21 protein-coding genes are annotated in these 21,345 nt (G+C 29.8%); 4 read left to right on the forward strand and 17 right to left on the reverse strand.

What is annotated here, in order from left to right; translation table 11 throughout:
• Positions 1-207: 207 nt before the first annotated feature.
• Complete coding sequence (locus ACJAX4_RS02185; RefSeq protein ID WP_435787817.1) at positions 208-1,305, forward strand: DUF3810 domain-containing protein; 1,098 nt, start codon at positions 208-210, stop codon at positions 1,303-1,305.
• Between the two features lie 48 nt (positions 1,306-1,353).
• On the opposite strand, the gene ACJAX4_RS02190 is transcribed toward ACJAX4_RS02185, so the two are convergent.
• Together ACJAX4_RS02190 and ACJAX4_RS02195 are read right to left on the reverse strand one after the other, a co-directional pair.
• On the reverse strand, positions 1,354-2,625 hold the full coding sequence (locus tag ACJAX4_RS02190; protein WP_435787818.1) for an NlpC/P60 family protein: 1,272 nt from the start codon (positions 2,623-2,625) through the stop codon (positions 1,354-1,356).
• 142 nt (positions 2,626-2,767) lie between these two features.
• Complete coding sequence (locus ACJAX4_RS02195) at positions 2,768-3,847, reverse strand: serine/threonine protein kinase (RefSeq protein ID WP_435787819.1); 1,080 nt, start codon at positions 3,845-3,847, stop codon at positions 2,768-2,770.
• Between the two features lie 281 nt (positions 3,848-4,128).
• Between ACJAX4_RS02195 and ACJAX4_RS02200 the strand changes: the two genes are divergently transcribed.
• Both ACJAX4_RS02200 and ACJAX4_RS02205 read left to right on the forward strand, forming a co-directional pair.
• On the forward strand, positions 4,129-4,572 hold the full coding sequence (locus ACJAX4_RS02200) for a cell wall hydrolase (RefSeq protein WP_435787820.1): 444 nt from the start codon (positions 4,129-4,131) through the stop codon (positions 4,570-4,572).
• Between the two features lie 65 nt (positions 4,573-4,637).
• The gene (locus ACJAX4_RS02205) at positions 4,638-5,075 is read left to right on the forward strand and encodes a hypothetical protein (protein WP_435787821.1); all 438 of its coding nucleotides are present in this window, start codon (positions 4,638-4,640) and stop codon (positions 5,073-5,075) included.
• A 122-nt stretch (positions 5,076-5,197) separates the two neighbouring features.
• Here the strand turns inward: ACJAX4_RS02205 and ACJAX4_RS02210 are convergent, their stop codons facing one another.
• The 11 genes from ACJAX4_RS02210 to ACJAX4_RS02260 form a co-directional block, all read right to left on the reverse strand.
• Positions 5,198-5,749 (reverse strand): peptidylprolyl isomerase, encoded by a 552-nt coding sequence (locus ACJAX4_RS02210; RefSeq protein ID WP_435787862.1) that lies wholly within the window; start codon positions 5,747-5,749, stop codon positions 5,198-5,200.
• Between the two features lie 194 nt (positions 5,750-5,943).
• A complete protein-coding gene (locus tag ACJAX4_RS02215) occupies positions 5,944-7,701 on the reverse strand; it encodes a diguanylate cyclase domain-containing protein (protein ID WP_435787822.1) in 1,758 nt (585 codons plus the stop codon).
• Between the two features lie 17 nt (positions 7,702-7,718).
• Positions 7,719-8,183, reverse strand: coding sequence for a chemotaxis protein CheX (locus ACJAX4_RS02220; protein ID WP_435787863.1), 465 nt, complete (start codon positions 8,181-8,183; stop codon positions 7,719-7,721).
• 8 nt (positions 8,184-8,191) lie between these two features.
• On the reverse strand, positions 8,192-8,566 hold the full coding sequence (locus ACJAX4_RS02225) for a response regulator (protein ID WP_435787823.1): 375 nt from the start codon (positions 8,564-8,566) through the stop codon (positions 8,192-8,194).
• Between the two features lie 5 nt (positions 8,567-8,571).
• Positions 8,572-9,426: a CheR family methyltransferase gene (locus ACJAX4_RS02230; protein ID WP_435787824.1), complete on the reverse strand. Its 855-nt coding sequence runs from the start codon at positions 9,424-9,426 to the stop codon at positions 8,572-8,574.
• 85 nt (positions 9,427-9,511) lie between these two features.
• The gene (cheB, locus tag ACJAX4_RS02235) at positions 9,512-10,594 is read right to left on the reverse strand and encodes a chemotaxis-specific protein-glutamate methyltransferase CheB (RefSeq protein ID WP_435787825.1); all 1,083 of its coding nucleotides are present in this window, start codon (positions 10,592-10,594) and stop codon (positions 9,512-9,514) included.
• Positions 10,595-10,641: 47 nt separating this feature from the next.
• The gene (locus ACJAX4_RS02240) at positions 10,642-12,657 is read right to left on the reverse strand and encodes a methyl-accepting chemotaxis protein (protein WP_435787826.1); all 2,016 of its coding nucleotides are present in this window, start codon (positions 12,655-12,657) and stop codon (positions 10,642-10,644) included.
• Between the two features lie 57 nt (positions 12,658-12,714).
• Positions 12,715-13,143: a chemotaxis protein CheW gene (locus ACJAX4_RS02245; protein ID WP_435787827.1), complete on the reverse strand. Its 429-nt coding sequence runs from the start codon at positions 13,141-13,143 to the stop codon at positions 12,715-12,717.
• 13 nt (positions 13,144-13,156) lie between these two features.
• Complete coding sequence (locus ACJAX4_RS02250) at positions 13,157-15,712, reverse strand: chemotaxis protein CheA (protein ID WP_435787828.1); 2,556 nt, start codon at positions 15,710-15,712, stop codon at positions 13,157-13,159.
• A gap of 226 nt (positions 15,713-15,938) precedes the next feature.
• Complete coding sequence (locus tag ACJAX4_RS02255; protein WP_435787829.1) at positions 15,939-16,769, reverse strand: type I phosphomannose isomerase catalytic subunit; 831 nt, start codon at positions 16,767-16,769, stop codon at positions 15,939-15,941.
• 20 nt (positions 16,770-16,789) lie between these two features.
• Positions 16,790-17,284 carry a hypothetical protein gene (locus ACJAX4_RS02260; RefSeq protein ID WP_435787830.1) on the reverse strand — a complete coding sequence of 165 codons (495 nt, stop codon included), beginning with the start codon at positions 17,282-17,284 and terminating at the stop codon, positions 16,790-16,792.
• A gap of 220 nt (positions 17,285-17,504) precedes the next feature.
• Between ACJAX4_RS02260 and ACJAX4_RS02265 the strand changes: the two genes are divergently transcribed.
• Entirely contained in the window at positions 17,505-17,648 is a 144-nt protein-coding gene (locus tag ACJAX4_RS02265; RefSeq protein ID WP_435787831.1) for a hypothetical protein, read from the forward strand.
• An 88-nt stretch (positions 17,649-17,736) separates the two neighbouring features.
• Here the strand turns inward: ACJAX4_RS02265 and ACJAX4_RS02270 are convergent, their stop codons facing one another.
• From ACJAX4_RS02270 to ACJAX4_RS02285, 4 genes are all read right to left on the reverse strand, one after another.
• Positions 17,737-18,387 carry a lysoplasmalogenase gene (locus tag ACJAX4_RS02270; RefSeq protein WP_435787832.1) on the reverse strand — a complete coding sequence of 217 codons (651 nt, stop codon included), beginning with the start codon at positions 18,385-18,387 and terminating at the stop codon, positions 17,737-17,739.
• 178 nt (positions 18,388-18,565) lie between these two features.
• Positions 18,566-19,972, reverse strand: a complete 1,407-nt coding sequence (gene cysS, locus ACJAX4_RS02275; protein ID WP_435787833.1) for a cysteine--tRNA ligase — start codon at positions 19,970-19,972, stop codon at positions 18,566-18,568.
• A gap of 260 nt (positions 19,973-20,232) precedes the next feature.
• Complete coding sequence (locus tag ACJAX4_RS02280; protein ID WP_435787834.1) at positions 20,233-20,364, reverse strand: hypothetical protein; 132 nt, start codon at positions 20,362-20,364, stop codon at positions 20,233-20,235.
• Positions 20,365-20,417: 53 nt separating this feature from the next.
• On the reverse strand, positions 20,418-21,257 hold the full coding sequence (locus ACJAX4_RS02285) for a phosphatase PAP2 family protein (RefSeq protein WP_435787835.1): 840 nt from the start codon (positions 21,255-21,257) through the stop codon (positions 20,418-20,420).
• Between the last annotated feature and the right edge of the window lie 88 nt (positions 21,258-21,345).

Below are 21,345 nucleotides of genomic sequence, written 5' to 3' on the forward strand. Positions count from 1 at the left end.
CCTTTTAATTTTATATTTTAATATTTATTTAACCAAAATATTTTACATTTAACTTTTAAAAAATAATTTCATGTACCCCCCATAGGTATATAATAACATTCATATTTAATAAATGCAATATTTTTTTTTCTTAACACAAAATCTTTTGATTATTTATCTATTAATTGGTAAACTATAATTTGAAGAATCTATAAAGAAGGTGTTTTTTTGTATAAATCACCCTGTAACAAGCAAATAATATTAATTTTACTTTTACCTTTAGGTATAATTCTCACTCAAGTATCTAGAATATTTCCAAATTTTATAGAAAAGTTCTATTCCTCATTTTTTTATAAAATAATTGCTAATATTCTAAGCGCACTGACTAGATTCTTACCCTTTTCTCTTGCGGAACTTATAATTGTATCCTTTTCAATTCTAACATTAGGATATATTTTAAAAACAATTTTCAAATTATATAAATGTAAAAATAAAAGATTTAAAATTCTTAAAAATGCTATTTTAAACGCATTTGTTGCAGTAGGATTAATATATTTTTCTTTTCAAATTTTGTGGGGATTCAATTATCAAAGACCTACATTAGATAAAATATTTGAATTAAACGTACGCAAGTCGTCCTCAAATGAGCTTGCTCTACTTTGTGAAAGCCTTGTATATAGAACTAATACTCTAAGACAAGAAATAAACGAAAACGAAAACGGCGTAATGGAACTTCCTTATAACAAAAAATACATATTAAAAACCGCACATTTAGGCTATGACAGTGCTTCACTACAATATACTAAATTAAATGGTAACTATGGAACGCCTAAGGCTATACTGCTCTCTACTCCAATGTGCTATACAGGAATTACAGGTTTTTATTTTCCTTTCACAAATGAAGCAAATATTAATATGGCAGAGCCGGTTTCGTTTTTGCCTTTTACAACTACTCACGAAATGGCTCATCAAAGAGGATTTGCCAAGGAAGATGAGGCAAACTATATATCATACTTAGCCTGCATAAATCATCCAGATGTAAATTTCCAGTACTCCGGAACCCTTGCTGCCTTATCTTATTCAATTAATGCATTACGAAAAAATGATCCTGAAAGATATAATGCATTGATTTCAACCTGTAGTAAAGGTGTACTTAATGATTTAAATTATAACTATGAATTTTGGGCAAGGTATTCTGGTCCTATAGAGAAAATAAATGATAAGATTAATGACACTTACCTTAAATCTCAAAATCAGAAGTCTGGTACAAAAAGCTATGGTGCAATGGTGGACTTACTTCTTGCTGATTACAGAAAAAAGATGTAAGTAGATTTGTTTACACAAGTCTACTTACATCTTTTAATTTACAATTTATTATTTAACTCTTCTTGCAGAAAGATAATCATTTCTTGTTAATATTGATATTTTAACTACATCCCCTGTGTGAGGAGCATGAATGTACGAATTATTTCCTAAATAAATACCAACGTGATGAGGAGTTCCTGATCCAAAGAACACTAAATCCCCTGGTTGTAAATTTGCCCTAGACACATACTGGCCATGTGCTATCTGATTACCTGTTGTCCTACCTGTTGTAACTCCAAAATGTTTATACACATATTGAACAAAACCTGAACAATCAAAGGAATTTGGGCCTGTAGCTCCATATACATATGGCGTTCCAAGGAAAGTTTTAGCATAAGCTATTACTCCACTTGAGCTTGCTGTTGAAGTTTTTTTTTGCTGGCTTACTTCTTTTTTTATTACTACTGGAGGCGCAACCTTTGTTTTAACTTGTGTTTTAACTTTTTTTTCAACTATTGCTTCAACCTTTTTTTCAACTTTTTCTTCCACTATTGCTTCATTTCGCACTGCATTAACTGTACTACCTCTTGAAGGAGAAATTTGTTGAGCATCTCTAGTTGCTATTGCCAAATCATATTTAGCTGCTTCAATTTCATTCATAGTATTACCTAATAAAGCCTGTGTTTGTATTATTTCAGTCCTATGTATTTGTTCTTGTTTTCTGGATTCTACTATTAACTTCTTCTGCTCATTTTGCTTAACATTAAGCTTGTCCAATTTTTTTTCATTTACAATTTTTAGGGCTAACACTCTTGTTTTATTTTCATTTAGTACACTTTTCTTATTTTCAATAATTGTATTTTTCTCATTTAATTCGCTAATAATCTTGTTATCATATTCTACGATCTTTTTAACATTTTCTACTCTTGAAATGAGGTCTTCAATTCCATCCGCCTTAAGTAATATCTCTAGATAACTATCTGCACCATTTATAAACATAATTCTCATTCTTTTATTAAATAACTCTTCTTCATCTTTTATATTGTCTTCTGAAACTGCTATATCTTTTGTGTTTTGCTCTATCTTTTTCTCAGTACTCGCTATCTCATTTTTCGCTTTATCAATTTCAGTGTGAATTCCTCCAATATCAGAGTCTAACATCTCAATGGACATCTCTAATTCGTCATACTCCCTCTGTAAATTAGTATATGAACTCTGTTGATTCGTGAGCTGCTGCTTTTGATTACTTAGCTGCTGCGATAATGTTAATGCTAAAGCTGGCATACTTACAGACATAGCTAAACCAGAAGCTATAACTAAAGATAATATTTTTCTTCTCATTGTTTCTCCCCCATTTCAAATGTTATAAAAACGTCATGAATTCTCATATTATTTTCTTTAACAACATTATATCACTACATTAGGACAAACCTCAATAACAAATTAATAATTACATTATTTTCATATAATTTTATTTTTTCCTCTATTTAGATAATGTTGATTCCTCTTGGTTTACATTAATATTTTGTATGTCAAGATTAGTTTTTCGGTTCATAGTTTGTATAATATGGTCATCCGCAATAGCATCTGCAGTATTCACATCTATCCCTTGTATTTTATTACCATATAAAATATACATACCTACTAAAATTGCCATTATGAAAAATAAAAAACCCTTACTAGTTTTTACAAATTGCGTTTTATTCATAAATTGTGCTTTTATATACTTATTAAAGAAATTTGTATTAATAATAGGGCTACTAAAAACTGTATTTTTTTTATATTCATCTTCTTTGGATACCTCTAAGATTGCTTTTTTTAAATCGTTAACTGAACCATACCTATCACAAATATTAATCTTAACGCATTTCTGTATTATAATTCTTAGACTATCATCAATATCCTTATCATAATTTTCGTCCCAAAGAGGCTCTATGCCTGTGCATGGTGCCTTTCCCTTAAGCATAAAGTATATTAGCATTCCAAGGCCATATATATCCGTTTGCATACAACTTTTACCTGACCCATATTGTTCTGGGGCTGCATATCCGTTTGAACCAGCACACGCTATATCTTTTTCTGTATCTTCCTTATAAACTTTCGAAATACCAAAATCTATTAAAACGACTTTCCTACTGGAAGTTATAATAATATTGGATGGTTTTATATCTCGATATATTATAGCTGGATTCTGATTATGCAAATATCCTACAATATCACATAAATCTAATGTAATCCCACAAATTACATCCCGTCCTATGATACCACTTGCCTTAACATACTCAGCTAGTGTTTGTCCTTCTATGTAGTCTTGGACCATGTAAAATTTATTTTTTTCATAAAAAACATCAACTATTCTTCTAATACCTAAATGGTTCAGATTTTTTAAAATATTAGCTTCTGTCAAAACGTCTATGTTGTTTATATCTTTCATTATTTCTTTTATAGCCCAAAGGTTTTCAAACCTAATATTTTTGCATAAATAAACTGTGCTCATGCCACCCTTGCCTAGAATCTTAATTACCTCGTATTTACCGTCTAATATATCTCCACTATTTAACATAATTCACCTCTTGTATAAATGTTTAATAATTTATTCACATACTAATATACGTATAAATGCAAATTTTTAAAGGAGTTTTTCTTTTTTAGTCATATTTTATCCAACATCAATATATATATATACTATGATTGTACCAAATTTTAAGTGAACTTACTAGATTTTTAATTGCACTTTTACAATTTTATTGCAAATATAAATTATATTTCTTTTAATTTTTAAGTACTATTCTTAGCAGCATGAATATAATAATACTGTAAAGCGAATTAAGGAGATGACAATCGGTGGCTTACAGTGCTAGAGAGTTGTTGGCTAGAATAATAAAGTGTGAAGCAGGTGGAGAGGGAGAAAACGGAATGAAAGCCGTTGCCTCTGTAGTTATGAACAGAGTTCACGTAGCCTATGGTGAATATTTTAGGTTAGGTCAAGGTAATTTAAGAAATATTGTATTTCAAAGCGGGCAATTTGATTGTGCTGCTTCTGTACTTAACGGTATGTCTAACCCACAAACCATTTGGTCAAGCCCACCTGAACAGATACATTATGACATTGCCGATTGGGCTTTAGCTGGCAATAGATTATATACAACAGGCGACTCCTTATGGTATTTTAACCCATTTGCACCTGGGTGTCCATATTTGTTTCCTTTTAACGGCAATGGTTCCTTTCAAGTATCAGTAGCGGAGCATTGCTTTTACAATCCCACAAAAGGGTATGGTTTGACTTAATTTTAAATTGTTATTACCAAGCCTTTATATAATAATTTAATATAATTTTTTAAGGAGGATATTATATGTTTATAGCACCACCTAATAATTCCAATGGAGCTCCAATGTGGAACTCTGCTTCTATGTTTTCTGAGCCACCAATGATGCCTCTTCCAAATTTTGATATGCCTGAGGATGAAAGACAAGTTAAGCCACCTATGTTCCAAACTCCTATTAGTGCGGATGAATTAACTGAACCTATGCCACCCATAGTTAATAACCCTCTTTATAATCAAGGTTGGTTAACCACACAAATAGGTAAATATATAAAAATAGAATTTTTAATTGGAACTAATATGTTGATTGATAGAGAAGGCATTTTACAAGAAGTTGGCATTAGTTATATTGTTATTAAAGAAACTGGTTCAAATGATATAATAATGTGTGATATATACTCTATTAAATTTGTAAGAATTTTTGATAATCAAGCTATTAAATGTAGATCATCACGCGATAAAAAATAGGTCCTATCTATTTGCATAATGCAAATCACTAAAACATATGAATTCAAAACTATAATTCAGATGGCTATAAAGAGTAAAAATGCACCTAGTAAGTTAAACTTACTAGGTGCATTTTTTATAATTTACTTCACTTTAACTGCTTCTTCATACTTTACTCCAAATGTGTCCACAGTGACTTTTTTCATTATTTGATCTTTTTTAGGTTTGTCTCCACTCCCAGTCTCTACAGAAACTATTTTATCTACTGTTTCCATGCCCTCTGTAACCTTACCAAAAGAAGCATATTTACCATCTAAACTAGCATGATTATTATCAGAATCAGCAGCTACAATAAAGAATTGAGAACCAGCCGAGTTTGGTTCATTAGTTCTCGCCATGGAAATTACTCCTCTTCCATGCTTTAGTTCATTTTCAAACTCATTCTCAGTAAACTCTCCAGCTATTGCGTAACCAGGTCCACCTCCGCCAGTTCCGTCAGGATCTCCTCCTTGTATCATAAAACCTGCCATTACTCTATGAAAAATCAGTCCATTATAATACTCACTATTTATTAATGAAACAAAATTTCTAACTGTATTTGGTGCAATTTCTGGATATAATTCTACTTTTATAACTCCGCCATCTTCCATGTCAATTGTAACCATTGGATTTTTATCATTTGGTCCTTTTTCCATCTTAATTTCTTTAGGAGGTTCTACCTTTTCTGCTGTAGGTGGCGTGCTATCAACTTTTTTTTGTTCTTTATTAACACAGCCTCCTGCAAAAATCACAAACATCAATGTGCATAACAACATTATTTTCTTTAAAAACTTCATTTTTTTCATTTCTTAAACACTCCTTTTTATATCTAGTATATTTATTGGGACATCTAAACAATCTTTTTAAATATTTCTACTAAAATCGGGTCAAATTGTGAACCTGAACATTTTGATATTTCCAAAATAGCTTCCTCTTTAGTCATAGTCTTTCGATAATTCCTTTTATTAGTCATAGACACGTAAGCCTCAACAATAGAAATCATCCTAGAAATCATAGGTATTTCCTCTCCTTTAAGTTTTTGAGGGTACCCTGTTCCATCCCATCTTTCATGATGACATAATATGTAGTCTGCTACTGGAGTAAATTTTTGTATTGCAGTGGCAATTTTGTATCCAGCCTCTGTATGTTTTTTTACAATATCCCACTCTTTATCATTTAATTTCGTATTTTTTTTCTTTATGTCCTCTGGAATAGAAATCATTCCAATATCTCCCATTTCAGTATATAATGATATCTTTTCTAATTCGTTTTGAGATAAATTCATTTTCTTACCCATTTCAAGTAATGTGTTCCGAGTATCTAGGCCATTCTCATCATTACTACAAGAATTTTCTTTTAGTTTATTCTTTATAAATAGTAATGTATCTTCTCTATACTTTTTACTTTCACTAAATTTATTAGCGTACATTCTCTTATCTGCTTCATTTATAGTATGAAAAATATCTTGCTCACTATTCTCGTTTGTAGCTGTACCTACTGATATACTAAGTTTACCAAATCCTGAATTCTCTTCACTGCAAAACTTCTTTATTCTCGCTCCAATAATTTCAGCAGCTTTTTTATCAATATTCGGTAAGACTATTATAAATTCATCTCCACCAATTCGTGCAAGCAGATCACTAGCTCTACAACTTTTCTTTAAAACCTGTGCCGCTTTTTTTATAAGTTCATCTCCTACTTGATGTCCAAATACATCATTAGTTAGTTTTAATCCATTCAAATCTGACATTATAATACTTACTGGTAAATATTCTGGATCATTATATTTACTTATTTCTTCCTCGAAGTAAGTACGATTATTTATTCCTGTTAATTGATCATTAAAGGTTAAGTAATGAATATCTTTTTTTAATTTTTTCTCCTGAGATATATCAGATATGCTTACAACATATCCCATTTTACCACTGTTTCTTTTGGGTATAGAAGTAACTTGACACAATGTTATACATTCCCTTTCATGAGTTCCAATAAGAATCTTTTCACTCTTTTCTGTCAAATCTAAAACTTGTACTTCCTCTCTAGTTTTCGGATCTAATAATTTAAGAATATCCTTAAGTTTACCTTCTGCTTTATCATTAGTATATCCAATTAAATTCCTAGCGCTTTCATTCATAAACTTTACATTTTCATCTTTATCCATAGCTATTACGCCATCATTTATACTTTCCAAAATAGCATTTAACCACTTCCGCTCTTCCTCCAGCTTATTCTTCATTTCATGCTTATATAAGGCCATTTCTATATTGAATAATAGCTCCGTTTCTTCAAAGGGTTTTACTAAAAATGAATACCCTTCTCTTAAGTTTGTTTTTTCTAACATAGTTTTATCGGCTAATGCAGTAAGATATATAACGGGGATGTTTAAAATATTTGTTATTTTAGTAGCAGTCTCGATACCATTCATATCTCCTTCGAGTTCTATATCCATAAGGATAACATCTGGATTATGAATAAGTGAGGCTCTTATAGCCTCTTCACCCTTAGAACAAATTCCGGAAACCTCGTACTCTAATTTTATCAAACCATTTCGTATAGTTTTTGCAGTTACCTTTGAGTCTTCAACTATTAAAACCTTTGTACCCTTCATGAATTACTGCCCCCAAATCAATTTATATAATGAATTTGTGAAAATAACGACCTATCATCAATGATATAATTCTTAGTTACATTGAAGATTTTATCCTTATGCACAATAAAATGCTCTTGTCCTACGATTGTAAATGGTGGCGTGATACTAAAATGATATTTAGTACCCGATAATATTGCCTTTGATCTACCCGCAACCATATTTACAAGTTCTGCTGCTCCATCATATATCTCTTCATCTGTTATATCATTTTTTTCAATTCCTGTCATATAAGATATTATTGTAGTACATAATTCTTTAGACATTGTTAGACTCATTAATGCATTTCTTTCACCTAAAATTAACATAACTCCTGATATTTCACCTTTGTTTATTGTGCAGACTTCTCGCGTAAAATCTTCTTCAATGCACAGACCAGTCATAGTTTCTATAACGTCTCTTATTGCAGTGGTTAGACTTTCCTGTAAATAATCTTGTTCCATATTCAAAGTTATTCATCCTTTCCCAATGCTTCAAACATTTTTTTAGTTACTTCTTCCATAGTAAACGGCTTAACAACATAATGAATAGCCCCAGCTTGAATCGCTTTTATTATATTAAGTTTTTCGCTTTCTGTAGTAACCATCATCACTGGTATACTTTTAAATCTGTCATCACTTTTAATAACCTTTAATAACTCAAATCCATCAATACCTGGCATATTCCAGTCTAACAAAATTAGAGCTATCTGACAATGATTTTTATGTATAATACTTAATGCTTCTTCAGCATCCGCAGCCTCTAAAAACTCATATTCTATTACTTCCACTGCCATCTTTATTATTTTCCTTATTATTGCAGAATCATCCACAGATAAAATTTTCATTATATTCACCTCTTCACCTCATAATATATAGCTCCCAGCTTCTCTTGCCTTTCATAGTACACGTTATAATCAAAATATATTTCTGAACTACCTAAGAAAACATTCCCCAATTTTTCTAAAGAATTAGCTAGCCTTTGCAGCAAATCATTTTTTAAGGTTTCTGAAAAATAAATTGTAACATACCTGCAAAATATTAAATCGAATTTACCAAAGGAAAAAAAGCTCTTTTGAAGGTTAAATTTATAAAACTTTATCATGCTTTTTATATCTTCTTTTATGGTATATATCCTGCCTTCCTGAACAAAATACTTTTTCTTGTAAATTTCCGGAAGACCTCTCATTATAGATATAGCATCATATCTACCTACTCTAGCTAAACTTATTACAGCCCCAGAAATATCTGTGGCCATAATCTCAAATTGTGAGGTTTGAATATCCAAAATGTTGTTTTTCTCTAAGTAGTTATGAATAATCATTGCAATAGTATATGGTTCTTGCCCCGTTGAGCATCCTGCACTCCATATTCTTATCTTCTTTCTTTTATCTTCCCTAAGCATTTTTATATATCTAGGCATTAAAATGTTTTCTAAGACATCCCAAGGTTTTTTATCTCTAAACCATAGAGTTTCATTAGTTGTAATAGCATCAATTACTTTTTCTGTAATAGTATCATTCATACTATTATATATTAATTTATAAAATTCTTCAAAAGTATTGCAATTAAATTCTACTAATAATTTAGATAATCTGCTTTCTATTAAATAGGATTTTTCTAATGAAATTATAATTCCACATTTTTCTTCAATGTATTTTCTCATTTCCGAAAATTCTTTTGTTGATAAATTTACTATGATTTCCACCTCGTTCCAAATGACTTTTTATATAAGGGACATTCAAATAAATAAAAATTAATTATGCTAGTCTATTTGTTTTCATGCCCCTAAACTAAAAACCAGTTAATATATTAATCTTTTCTCCTATAGCACTTAAATGTATACTGGCATCTGAGAGCTTAGCATCTTCTATGCATTTAGGCATACCATAGACAACACAACTAATTTCACTCTCAGTTATACAATAACATTCACAGGACTCTTTTAATGCTTTTACACCCTCAGTGCCATCCGATCCCATACCTGTTAAAACTACAACCAAGACCTTTTTTCCCCTGTACACATTAGCAACAGCTTTAAAAAGCAAGTCCGCTGAAGGTCTTGCCCCTTTTACATTAGCTGAATGCTCAGTGATTATTACCTTAGCTCCATTGCTGCTACGCACAGACATATTTAGCCCTCCTGGAGCTATAAACACCTCGCCCTTCTCAAGAGTATCTCCACTACGCGCTTCAACCACCTTAAGTTGACAAATGTTGTTTAAAGATTGCGCTAAAGATTTAGTAAACCCTGATGGCATATGTTGCACTACTAAAATTGGAATATCAATATTACCCTTCATAGTTCTTAAAATTTTATCAAGAGCTGCTGGCCCTCCAGTTGAGGCTGCTATAAGTATAATATCAGCATTTTTATAATTACTCTGTCTACTTCCTCTTATGTCAATAGTTGCTTCACTAAGCTTATTTTTATTGTAACTCTTTTCATTGTCTAAAATATAAAAAATGTTTTTTGTATTTTTCCCTATGGATATTTGATTGAAAATCAATTTCAAATTACATTTTATTTTCTCAATGCTCATTAAATCTGAGGTGGGCTTTTCAAAAAAATCAATAGCTCCAATGTTAAGTGCTTTTATTGTTAATTTAATATTATCATCACTTATACCGCTTACAATAATTACTTTAATATGAGGATATTTATCCACAATTATTTTAAGAGTTTCGAGGCCCCCTAGTTTTGGCATAACTATATCCAGCAGTACAATGTCAATTTCCGAATGTTTTAGTCTATCTAGGGCTTCCATTCCATCACCTGCTGCATATATTACACGTGCTACACCTGTCACTATGACAATCTCTTTAAGTACCTTCCTAAACACACTGGAATCATCTACAATTAATACTTTTAGCATTATTTAATCATCACCCTCAAAGCTATGCATCATCTTCCATGATGCATTTACTTAATTCTATATTCACTAACTAATGATTTTAATTCTGTTCCCATGTTATTTAGCTCTTGAGACAGTTCACTAGATTTACTTGCTATTTCCGCATTTTCTTTAGTGTCTTTACTGATTTTTTCTATATTTATAGATATCTCATTAGCACCTATACTTATTTCTCTAAAACTTCTTGATACTTCCGATGTTTTTAAGGATACCATTTCTGTATTTCTTACTATTTCGTTAGACGCCATAGATATCTCGGATACAGACCTAGCTACCTCTACTACTCCGCGACTAGCCTCGAATATACTTCTTGATACACTTTCCGATTTATCATTTACACTTTTTATCTCATTTGTAATCATTCTAACTTTTTCTGAAGCTTCTGTGGCAGAATTTGATATTAATTGGGTATTAACAGATTGCTCTGTAACTGCTGAAGAAACAATATTTGTAGAGCTAACCAGTTCATTAATGACTCCATTTATTATTTCCATTGAGATAACCGCTTTACCTGTATCTGTTTGAATTTCTTCAATTTGTTCGCTTATTTCTTCTGTAGCATGAGTAGTTTGTTTTGCAAGTTCTTTCACTTCATTGGCTACAACTGCAAACCCCTTACCAGCATCTCCAGCTCCTGCAGCCTCAATGGCAGCATTTAAAGCTAGCATATTAGTTTGATCTGCAATATCCTTAATAGTACCTATTATTTTCCCTATTTTCTTTGCTAATATATTTAGTTTGATTATACTCTCAGTAGTCACTTTTACTTTTGTTTGGGCATCTTCTGTTATACTCAATGTTCTTTCACCATTTTTACTAATTTCACTTATTGAAGAATTAATCTCTCCTGTAGATATTGCAATACTTCCTACAAATTTATAAATATCTTCTGAAAACTCTAATACACCTTTAGTACTTTGAGACATCGAATCTATTAAATCCACAACTTTATCAATTTCTGTAGAGGTTTGTTCCGATGAAGATGCTATATTTTTTATATTAGTTGAAAGCTCTTCAGTTGCTGCCGCTATCATATTTATGTTATTACTTGTTTCTATTGAAGCATTTGCTGACCCCTCAATACTTGCAGTAATCTCTTCTACTGAAGCCATGACATTTGAGGTTTTATCATTAGTTTCCATACTTTTAACTGACAATTCCTCCGAGGTATCTAAAAGTACCTTAGATATATTATTTAACTTAAGGGATTTTTCTTGAATATCGTGAACAAATCCTACTAATTTTCGAATAAAGTTATTAAAGGCTATAGTTAATCTGCCCATTTCATCCCTGTAAAAGACTTCAGCCTCTATAGTTAAATCTCCAACCTCTGCTTTTTTCATTAAGTTTTCCATATATGTTACTACTTTGGTAATTAGATGTGTAGTATATACCCCAACCAGTATCATTATTACTATACCCACACAAAACAATATAATTACTAATCTTTTTACATATTCCCCTTTAGCTATTATTCTATCATTATCATACTTGGAATCTTCAGTTTTTATTTTTATGGTTTCATCAACAAAGCTATTCATATCTTTGAAGGCTTTGATAAATTCTGTATTTTTTAATAATTTTTGTGCCTCATCTTCTTTTCCACTAAGTGAAAGCTGCATTAATTTTTCTGCATAGTTTTTATAAACTTGTGAGGCATTTTTTGAATCTTGAATCTGCTTATTATTATTATTATTATTATTAGTTGTTGCTTCTATATCTGAAATATCTTTTTCAATTATCTGGAATTTATTTCTAACATCAATTATATACTGATTTTTCTCAGCTATATCTTTAGTTAGAGTTATATCTCTCATTATAACTCTAATAGTTTGAAACTCTTTTACTATTTCTCCCGCTTCTCCAAGTGGCACAACATTTTCATCGTAATTTTCACTGTTTATGCTTGATAAAATATAACTATTTTTTATTCCTACATAACCTATAAGTGCTGTAATTAGAATTGCAATACCAAATGCCACTGCCAACTTTTGACCTATTTTAAAATCCTTGAATTTTCTCAATTGTTCTCCTCCTCGATATTCTCTAAAGTATAAAAGCATTACTACTTAATTTAATTCCTAAAAATTTCCTACCTGAACTATTTTATGAAAATCTAATATTTTAAGTAGCTCTCCCTGTCCCTTTATCACCGAACTTATAAAACTTTCATTTGCTTCTACAATATCTTCTGGCAGCTCACAAAAACTTTCTTTCTTTACTTCTATTACATCACCAGTCTTGTCCAATAAGAACCCTAGCTGCTGATTATCCTCTGTTTTTAATACCATACATTGTAAATTTGTACCTTCTTTATTATTTTTTTTACCTAATATTATTTGCAGGTCAAATATAGTAACAATATTTCCTCTTAAGTTCATTAATCCCTTAATATGCTTTTTCCCATTTAACAAAGGTGTATATTCTATATTTCGAGTTATCTCTTTTACTAGATTTACATCTATACCCAAAAGTTCCCCCTCTACATAAAAAGTTAAAATTTTCTTCATTAGGTAACCTTCTTTATACTTTATTTTTTTCTCCTAAAGCCATTTCTAATAGCTCAGTAATATTTAATAATAATAGTATTTTATTATCTATAACTGGGCTTCCTGATATACCTTTTAATTTTATACTATCAACATTTAGATTTGTATTTACATCTATTTGGGTAGTGTCACATATTTTATTAATTAGTATTCCTACAGACTTATTGCCTTTAAGGATTATTATATATTGCCTTTTGTTAAGATTTTTACTTTTGCTTATAGAAATATAATTTGATGGTCTAATGACTTTGAATATTTTTTCCTTTATTTTTACAAACTCTTCATTCCCTACTAATTCAATGTTATTATATTGTATTTCCTCTACTCTTTCCACTAAGGATACTTCCATTGCCAAGGTTTCATGCTCAGAACACTTGAATAAAATTATTTTATTGCTTTCAAATGTTTGCTTTATTGTTTCGTGTTTTTCTTCATTGTTATCAACAATTGTTTCATTATTTAATTTTAGTTTAGCTTTTTGCGCAATGCTATTTATATCAAGAATCATAGCAACCTTTCCGTCTCCTAAAATTGTGACTCCAGAATAACACTCTGAATCCTTAATATACTTTGGTAAAGATTTTACTAAAACCTCTTCGCCATCGTAAATTTCATCCACCACAATTCCAAATTCCTTAATTCCAATTTTCACTATAAGAATTCTTATTATTTTTTCCCAATTACTTATATCCACCCATTCATTTGTTAATATCTCAGATAAGTTTACAATAGGTAATAATTTTTCTCTAAGTCTTAGAACTAACCGTTCATTAATATATTCTAGTTTTTTATTGTTATCATTTGGAACAATTCTAACTATTTCTTTAATATTAACTTGTGGCAAGGCAAATTTTTGATTACTGCTCTCTACTATAATAGCAGAGAGTATAGCAAGGGTAAGAGGAATAATTAATCTTATGTTAGTTTCCTTATTCTTAATTGAATATATTTCAATATTGCCTCCCATTTTTTTAATGTTAGTTTTAACCACATCCATTCCTACTCCCCGTCCTGATATATCAGTTACATTTTCAGATGTAGAAAAACCTGGCTTCAAAATAAGTTCCATAATTTCTTTTTCGCTCATATGTTCAAGTTCTGTCGAAGAAATAATTTCATTTTCTAAAGCTTTGCTTTTTACTTTTTCTAAGTCAATACCTTTTCCGTCATCAATTACGTCTATTATTACAAAACCAGATTTATAGTAAGCATTTAATTCTATAGTTCCATGGACTGTTTTCCCAGCTGATTTTCTTTCTTTAGGGGTTTCTAGTCCATGAGCTGCAGCATTTCTAACAAGATGTACTAGTGGATCTACTAAAACTTCTATTATTGACTTATCAAGCTCTACTTCTCCACCTTGAACTTCTAAATTAATTTCTTTATTTAAACTCTTTGATAAGTTTCTTATTATTCTTGGAAACTTATCAAAAACATTGACTAACGGCTGCATCCTAGTCTGCATTATCTTCCCTTGTAAACTAGATGTTACATGATCTATGTTTTGAATTATTCTATCCATACCTTGTATATCACTTTTATGTTTCTCCATTGTTCTAAGTAACTGATTTCTTCCAAGAACCAATTCACCTGTTAAATTTAAAAGTTCATTTAATAAACTTACCTTTACTCTTATACTTTCTTCTTTATAATTTCTATTTACTGATTTTTCTTCATTTACTGTTTTTACTTCATTCACTGATTCTACCTCTGTCAGTAATTCTGTTTCAGCAATTAATTCTGCTTGCTCATTTACTTCTAGTTCTTGTACATAATCATCTATACAGAAATCAAGTATTTTGCTCTCTTGTAAATTTATTGCCAAGGACATTAAACTTTTTTCTAATACAGAAGATATAAGTATATGTACTCTTTGTTCCTCTTCATCGCTAGGCCTTAAATATGTTTCGGTATTTGTATAGGAATCAATTATTTCGCCAATAGATTCTAGAATTTTCATAAAATCATCAATTGTTTGATGATTTTTCACTAAATCTTCATTTATGTTAATTATAATTTCGTAAAACCAATGACCACGTTTCTTTGCTTTTACAATAATATCATCATGAATTTTAAATAGGATTCTCTTTGAATCTATACGATTTACATTAAAATCTGTGTTAATACTTATTTCACTTTCATTTATGTTCAAAGTGTCCTTTATTATAATTTTTTGTATGCTGAATATAATTTCTGATATATCTATATTTTCAGTATTATTTATGTTTTCAACAAGTAATTTTAAATAATCATTAGCAGAGAGTAGTATATCAATATCTTTTTCACATATGCTATAAGTGTTATTTCTAATCTCTACAAATAGACTTTCCATAGAATGTGATATCTCAACTATTTTATCAAACTTGAAAAAACCTGCTGCGCCTTTAATGCTGTGTACAGCCCTAAATATCTCATTTATTGCCTCTGAATCCTTCTTGTTTTCTACTAATTGCAATACCTTTTTCTCTACTGTTTTAATATGCATCATGGTTTCCTCAATAAAATCATTTGTTAATTCTTCATTTATCAATTTACTGCCCTCCTAACCTATACATCTATATAAGCATCTTCCTCGAAGATGATATGCTATTCAACAAAATATATAACATAATTATATTCTACACTCATCTCTTAGTTCCTTCACTTTTTAAAATTTTTATCGAAATTTATGTTTAAAATGATAATTTTGTAAATATTTGTAGTGTTTTTTTGCTATATAATTAAAATTAAGGCGAAGTCTCTACTTCGCCTTAATTTTAAACACTCGATTTAATTAATTCCATATTCCCTTCAAGGATATACTTTATTCCTTTTGATATATATATAGTTTGTTCTTCTTTTAATTCAATTTGCTGATTATTAGCATTTATTACTCCTACGCCAGATATAACAGTATAACTATGGAAACTATCATTAACTGTGTCTTCATAATTATCCTTTACAATAATTTTTTCCACTTTAAAATATGGGGTCTCTAATTTATGAAAATTTTCTATTTTTCCACCACTGTTTTTTCCTTCATAATCTATTACATCCAAAGATTTTTCAATATGTAATTCCCTACCACGTCCCCAGTCATGAAGTCTATATGTAATATTACTATTTTGTTGAACCTCAATAAGCTTTATCCCCGCTTCTATAGCATGAACAGTGCCTGCTGGTATGTATATAAAATCTCCTTTTTTAATATTAATTCGCTCTAAATACTCTTCTAATTTATCTTCTTCTATAATAGTTTTCAGTTTTTCTTTATCTAAACCTTTTTTTATTCCTGATACTAAAGTTGCCCCTTCTTTTGCTTCTAATATATACCAACATTCTGTTTTTCCATTGGCATTTTCAACCCTTTTAGCATAATCATCATTTGGATGTACTTGTACTGATAAATTATCTTTCGTATTAATAATTTTATTTAAAATAGGGAAATTACTACCACATCCTAAAACTTTTGATAGTTCTTGACCCTCATATATCCCCTCTTGTATTGTAGATTCTCCGTCCTCATGACACGAAAGCACCCATTTCTCCCATCCCCATATTTTCTCACTTAAGTATGGATTTAATTTTAGAATTAATTCTTCAGACATTAATATCCCTCCAATTACCTTTAATTACTTTTCTCCATATTTGATACAATGATTTTCGCCTCTTCTTTTGTACTACTCGGACCACAAATATTAAATTTCCCACTATACTTACTGTCTACTTCATTTAATCTTAAAAGTATTTCATTAAAATCCTTTGATGTATCTATTGTACCCGTCACTTCATATTGCCCTATTTCACTGTTTTCAGTCTCTATAAAAGAACTATACCTCATAGTCTTAAAAATATTATTTTTCGCCCATATTCTTTTAATTATAACCTGCAGTTTAATGTCATCCACTTCTATAGTACCAGTAAATACATGATTTAAAGATAATTTCTTATTTAATACTCCAACAAGTGTAATTTCAGTTGATTTTTGAAATTCGTTATCCTCTGCGTACATATATCCTCCATAGCTTCTTTCAATGTTCATAGGCCTAAAATATATAACAGATATTAAAATAATACCAATAATTGCGATTGTAACTGAAGCCTTTAACTCTACTTTATCCACATTATCACCTCAAATCTATCTTATTCCATTTAATAATACTATTTTTACTTAATGCTATTCTTAATATTATAAACCAATTTATACTAAAGTGCATTAAAAAATAAAATAATTGGTAATGTATTACATTAATTAATTCAAGAATTATATATCTATTTTCGGAGAAACTATTGTTAATAGTATTAAAGTAACATTTATTAAAAATAGAAAGGTGGCTATATCTATGGCAAGGAAAGATTCTAAGAACTACAATTATACTACTCAAGAGCAAATTATAATTAAAAAAAATGAGGACGCTAGATTACCAAAACGACTTGGTAGCGATGATAAAATTCAGGCTGCTTCTGAGAGAAGTAAAATAGAATAATTTTACTTCTCTCAAAATTTAAAGTACATACATTAATACAAATGTATGTACTTTAATTGAATATTGCTAATATTAATAAATTTAAATATTATAAATATCCACTAACAATTAAAACCTCCGCTACAACATAGGATAGCATAATATATATATTTCCATTTTTAAATTTACCTTTAAAAGTGTAAAATGCTAACATAGAATCTGAACATAAAAACAATAAGGACCCAATAAAGGGAAGAAGAAATGATATACTCATACCCATAACAAAAATACGTGCTAAACTAGTAAAGCTCATTGATAAAATAACTACCATATAAATACAAGTTGGTATTACCATATCCCCCAAATACTTTGTTAATTTTTTCATTATAGCTATAGCGTAAATAGTGTATATTATGATAATAAGGTAAAACCATGCTGGTAAATTTTTTACAAAATAATTGCCTTGTAGAAATAGTAAAACATAACAAATATGCCCTATGAGAAAAGCACCTAGGCCAAGCAAAAAATTATTTTTCCTTTCAGACCACATTAAAAACACGTCACCCATAAAAGCAAATACTAATGCTATTACAATAAGTTTATTTACTGATGCTACACTTTCTATGTAATAAATTGCGAGTAGTGGCATTAACAATGGTTTAGTATAGATTCGCCCCTTAACATATCCATTTTTAGTGAAAATCATATGCATAACAAATGTTATACAAAACAATCCCCCAATTATTAATGTAGTTACCATAAAATCCTCCTAATACATAATAGGTATTTTATGTATATTTTATCATATTATGGCTTTCATTTCAAATCAATTAATAGTATGGCAAAACCCCTAAAGTTTATACATTTTAATAACTTTAGGGGTTCCATATTATTTTAAATTTTAAATTGTTCAACTGCTTTGTTTATTTTGATGTGCCTTATTTAACTTTCCAGGTAGTTCCTTCTTTAGTGTCAAGAAGTTCTATATTCATATTTGTAAATTCATTTCTTATTTCATCGGCTCTTGCCCAGTTTTTACTTGCTCTTGCTTCCGCTCTTTCAATTATAAGCCTTTTTATAAGCTCCTCATCTATATCTGAATCTTCATTTTGGGCTTTCATAAGATCTAACGAGAATATCTTATCAAAGTCTTCTATGAGTATAGCTTTTTCTTTGCTATTAAGTTTATCATCTTTTAAAACATCAAAAAGTACAGTAAAAGCATTTGCAATATTTAAATCATCACTAATACAAAATGAGAATTTTGCTTTGTACTCTGAAACTTTCTCACCACTTATTTCATCTTTTTCATCAATTGAATTTAAAATAGTAGCAATTCTCTCTTTAAGTTTTTTATACCCCTTCTTAGCCTCATTTAAACTGTCAAAGCTAAATAGTAACTGTTTTCTATATTTAGATTGAAGGCAGAAATATCTATAATCAAGAGGAGTATAACCCTCTTCTTCAAGTTTTAATAATGTTAAAAATTCTCCAGTAGATTTTGACATTTTACCACTATCTACTACTAAGAACTCTGCATGCATCCAATATTTCACCCATTTATGCCCTAGAACCCCTTCAGACTGCGCTATCTCATTAGTATGATGTATAGCAATATGATCTACTCCACCACAATGAATATCTAAATATTCACCAATATATTTAACAGACATTGCAGAACATTCTAAATGCCATCCTGGAAAACCTTTACCCCATGGTGATTCCCACTGCATAATTTGATTAGAAAACTTAGAATTTGTAAACCACAACACAAAATCAAGGGGATTTTTCTTATTAGGATCTATTTCTATTCTACTTCCCGCTACCAGTTCATCTATACTAATATTCGCAAGTTTAGTGTAATCTTCAAATTTATCAATTTCAAAATATACATTTCCATTAGAAACATATGTGTAACCTTTTTCCTGAAGTTTTATTATGAAGTCAATCATATCCTGTATATGTTCTGTAGCTCTACATACTACAGTTGGTCTTTTTATATTAAGTTTAGTACAGTCATCAAAAAAAGCATCTTCATAAAATTTAGCGATTTCCCATACGGTTTTATGCTCACGATTTGCACCCAAAGCCATTTTATCTTCGCCTTCATCTCCATCAGATTGAAGGTGCCCTACATCTGTAACATTCATTACATGCTTAACTTTGTAATTTACATACTCTAAGGATTTTTTTAATATATCTTCAAAAATATAAGTCCTTAAATTACCTATATGCGCATAGTTGTACACTGTAGGTCCACAAGTATACATACCCACCTTACCTTCTTTATAAGGCACAAACTCATCTTTATTTCCAGTCATTGTATTATAAACATTAAAACTCATTATATTCACTCCTTCTTAAATGGTAAATGAAATCTAGAATTTTTAAAATATAAAAAGCCACAGGCATACTGTAGCTCTAACCTTTAAAATATAAAATAGTTACGGATTGTTTTATTTCTTAAATCAACATTATATATAAATTCTAACATAATATTTAGATAATGCAATAAATAATCTAAATAATTCAACATTTATTATAAAAATAACAACCAAGTCTTAACACTAAATTAGTTTTAAGCTTGGTTGTTATAATAAATCAATTATTTACTTTTTGTAGATTGCTTTTTGTTTGTGGCATTCTGGTTTTTGCCAGTCTCTCTAGTTATAGGTGTGTCATAGTTACTCTTAACTAATCTAGAAAATTTATTGTCTGGTTGACTATCTTTAGGCATAAAAACATCTCCCTTATCTATACTTATATCTTTAGGTTTTGCTATTTATAAAATTATATTCTAATAAATTTTTTAAATATACTTGGTGCTCCAACTGTGATCCATAATCCTACTACAAGATACCTAAAAAAATCTGAATATATGCTAATAGGAAGTACTTCCTTTAATATGCTTTTTATAGCTATTAGAATGCCTAATCCAAATACTAATTTTATTAATTGTAGTTTAATAGTGCTTCTAACCTCGAACTGAACATACTTTGTTTCTAATATGTATCCAATAACAAATCCTAGAACTGTTCCTGCTATTGTATAATAGTTTTTACCTCTAAAAAATATCATTCCAACAAACATCGGTATAACAATTATCATAAGTATCCAGTTCTTGTTTGTTGCCTTAGCATAATCAAATATATAGTTAGATATAATCGTCCATATAATTCCAATTACTATTCCACCAATTACATCTACTGGGTAATGCAAACCAAGATATAGTCTCGAAAGTCCAACTAAGAGGATCATAATGATTCCAACTACATAAATCCATTTTTTCTTTTTCTGAATAATAGCTGAAACCCAAAAGGTTGTCGCCCCTTGAGTATGTCCGCTTGGAAAAGATTGTCCTGTAGCCGTTTGCAATCGAATCGATCTTACTCCAACTTCTCCTATAGGTCTAGTTGTATTGATTATATCCTTAAGTGCTGTGTTTATAAGTGTACTTGTTAGTATTGCAAATCCTAATTTATACCCAAAGTCTTTACTTATACACCAAAATACTATAGCAGCAGCAATAATATAAAAATACTCTTCACCCGTCATTGTGACTATTTGAAAGAATGCATCCCAAAATGGAGATGCTATAGATTGAATAAATTTAATAATTTCTAGCTGCATATTTGTGCTCCTTCTTTATTAGTTAGTATATGAAATCTATTCGATATACTTATATTAATTACCTTTATTATGACAAAACAAAAAATCA

Origin of the sequence: Clostridium sp., from assembly GCF_051278035.1 — a bacterium.
Taxonomy (GTDB): Bacteria; Bacillota; Clostridia; order Clostridiales; family Clostridiaceae; genus Clostridium_AD.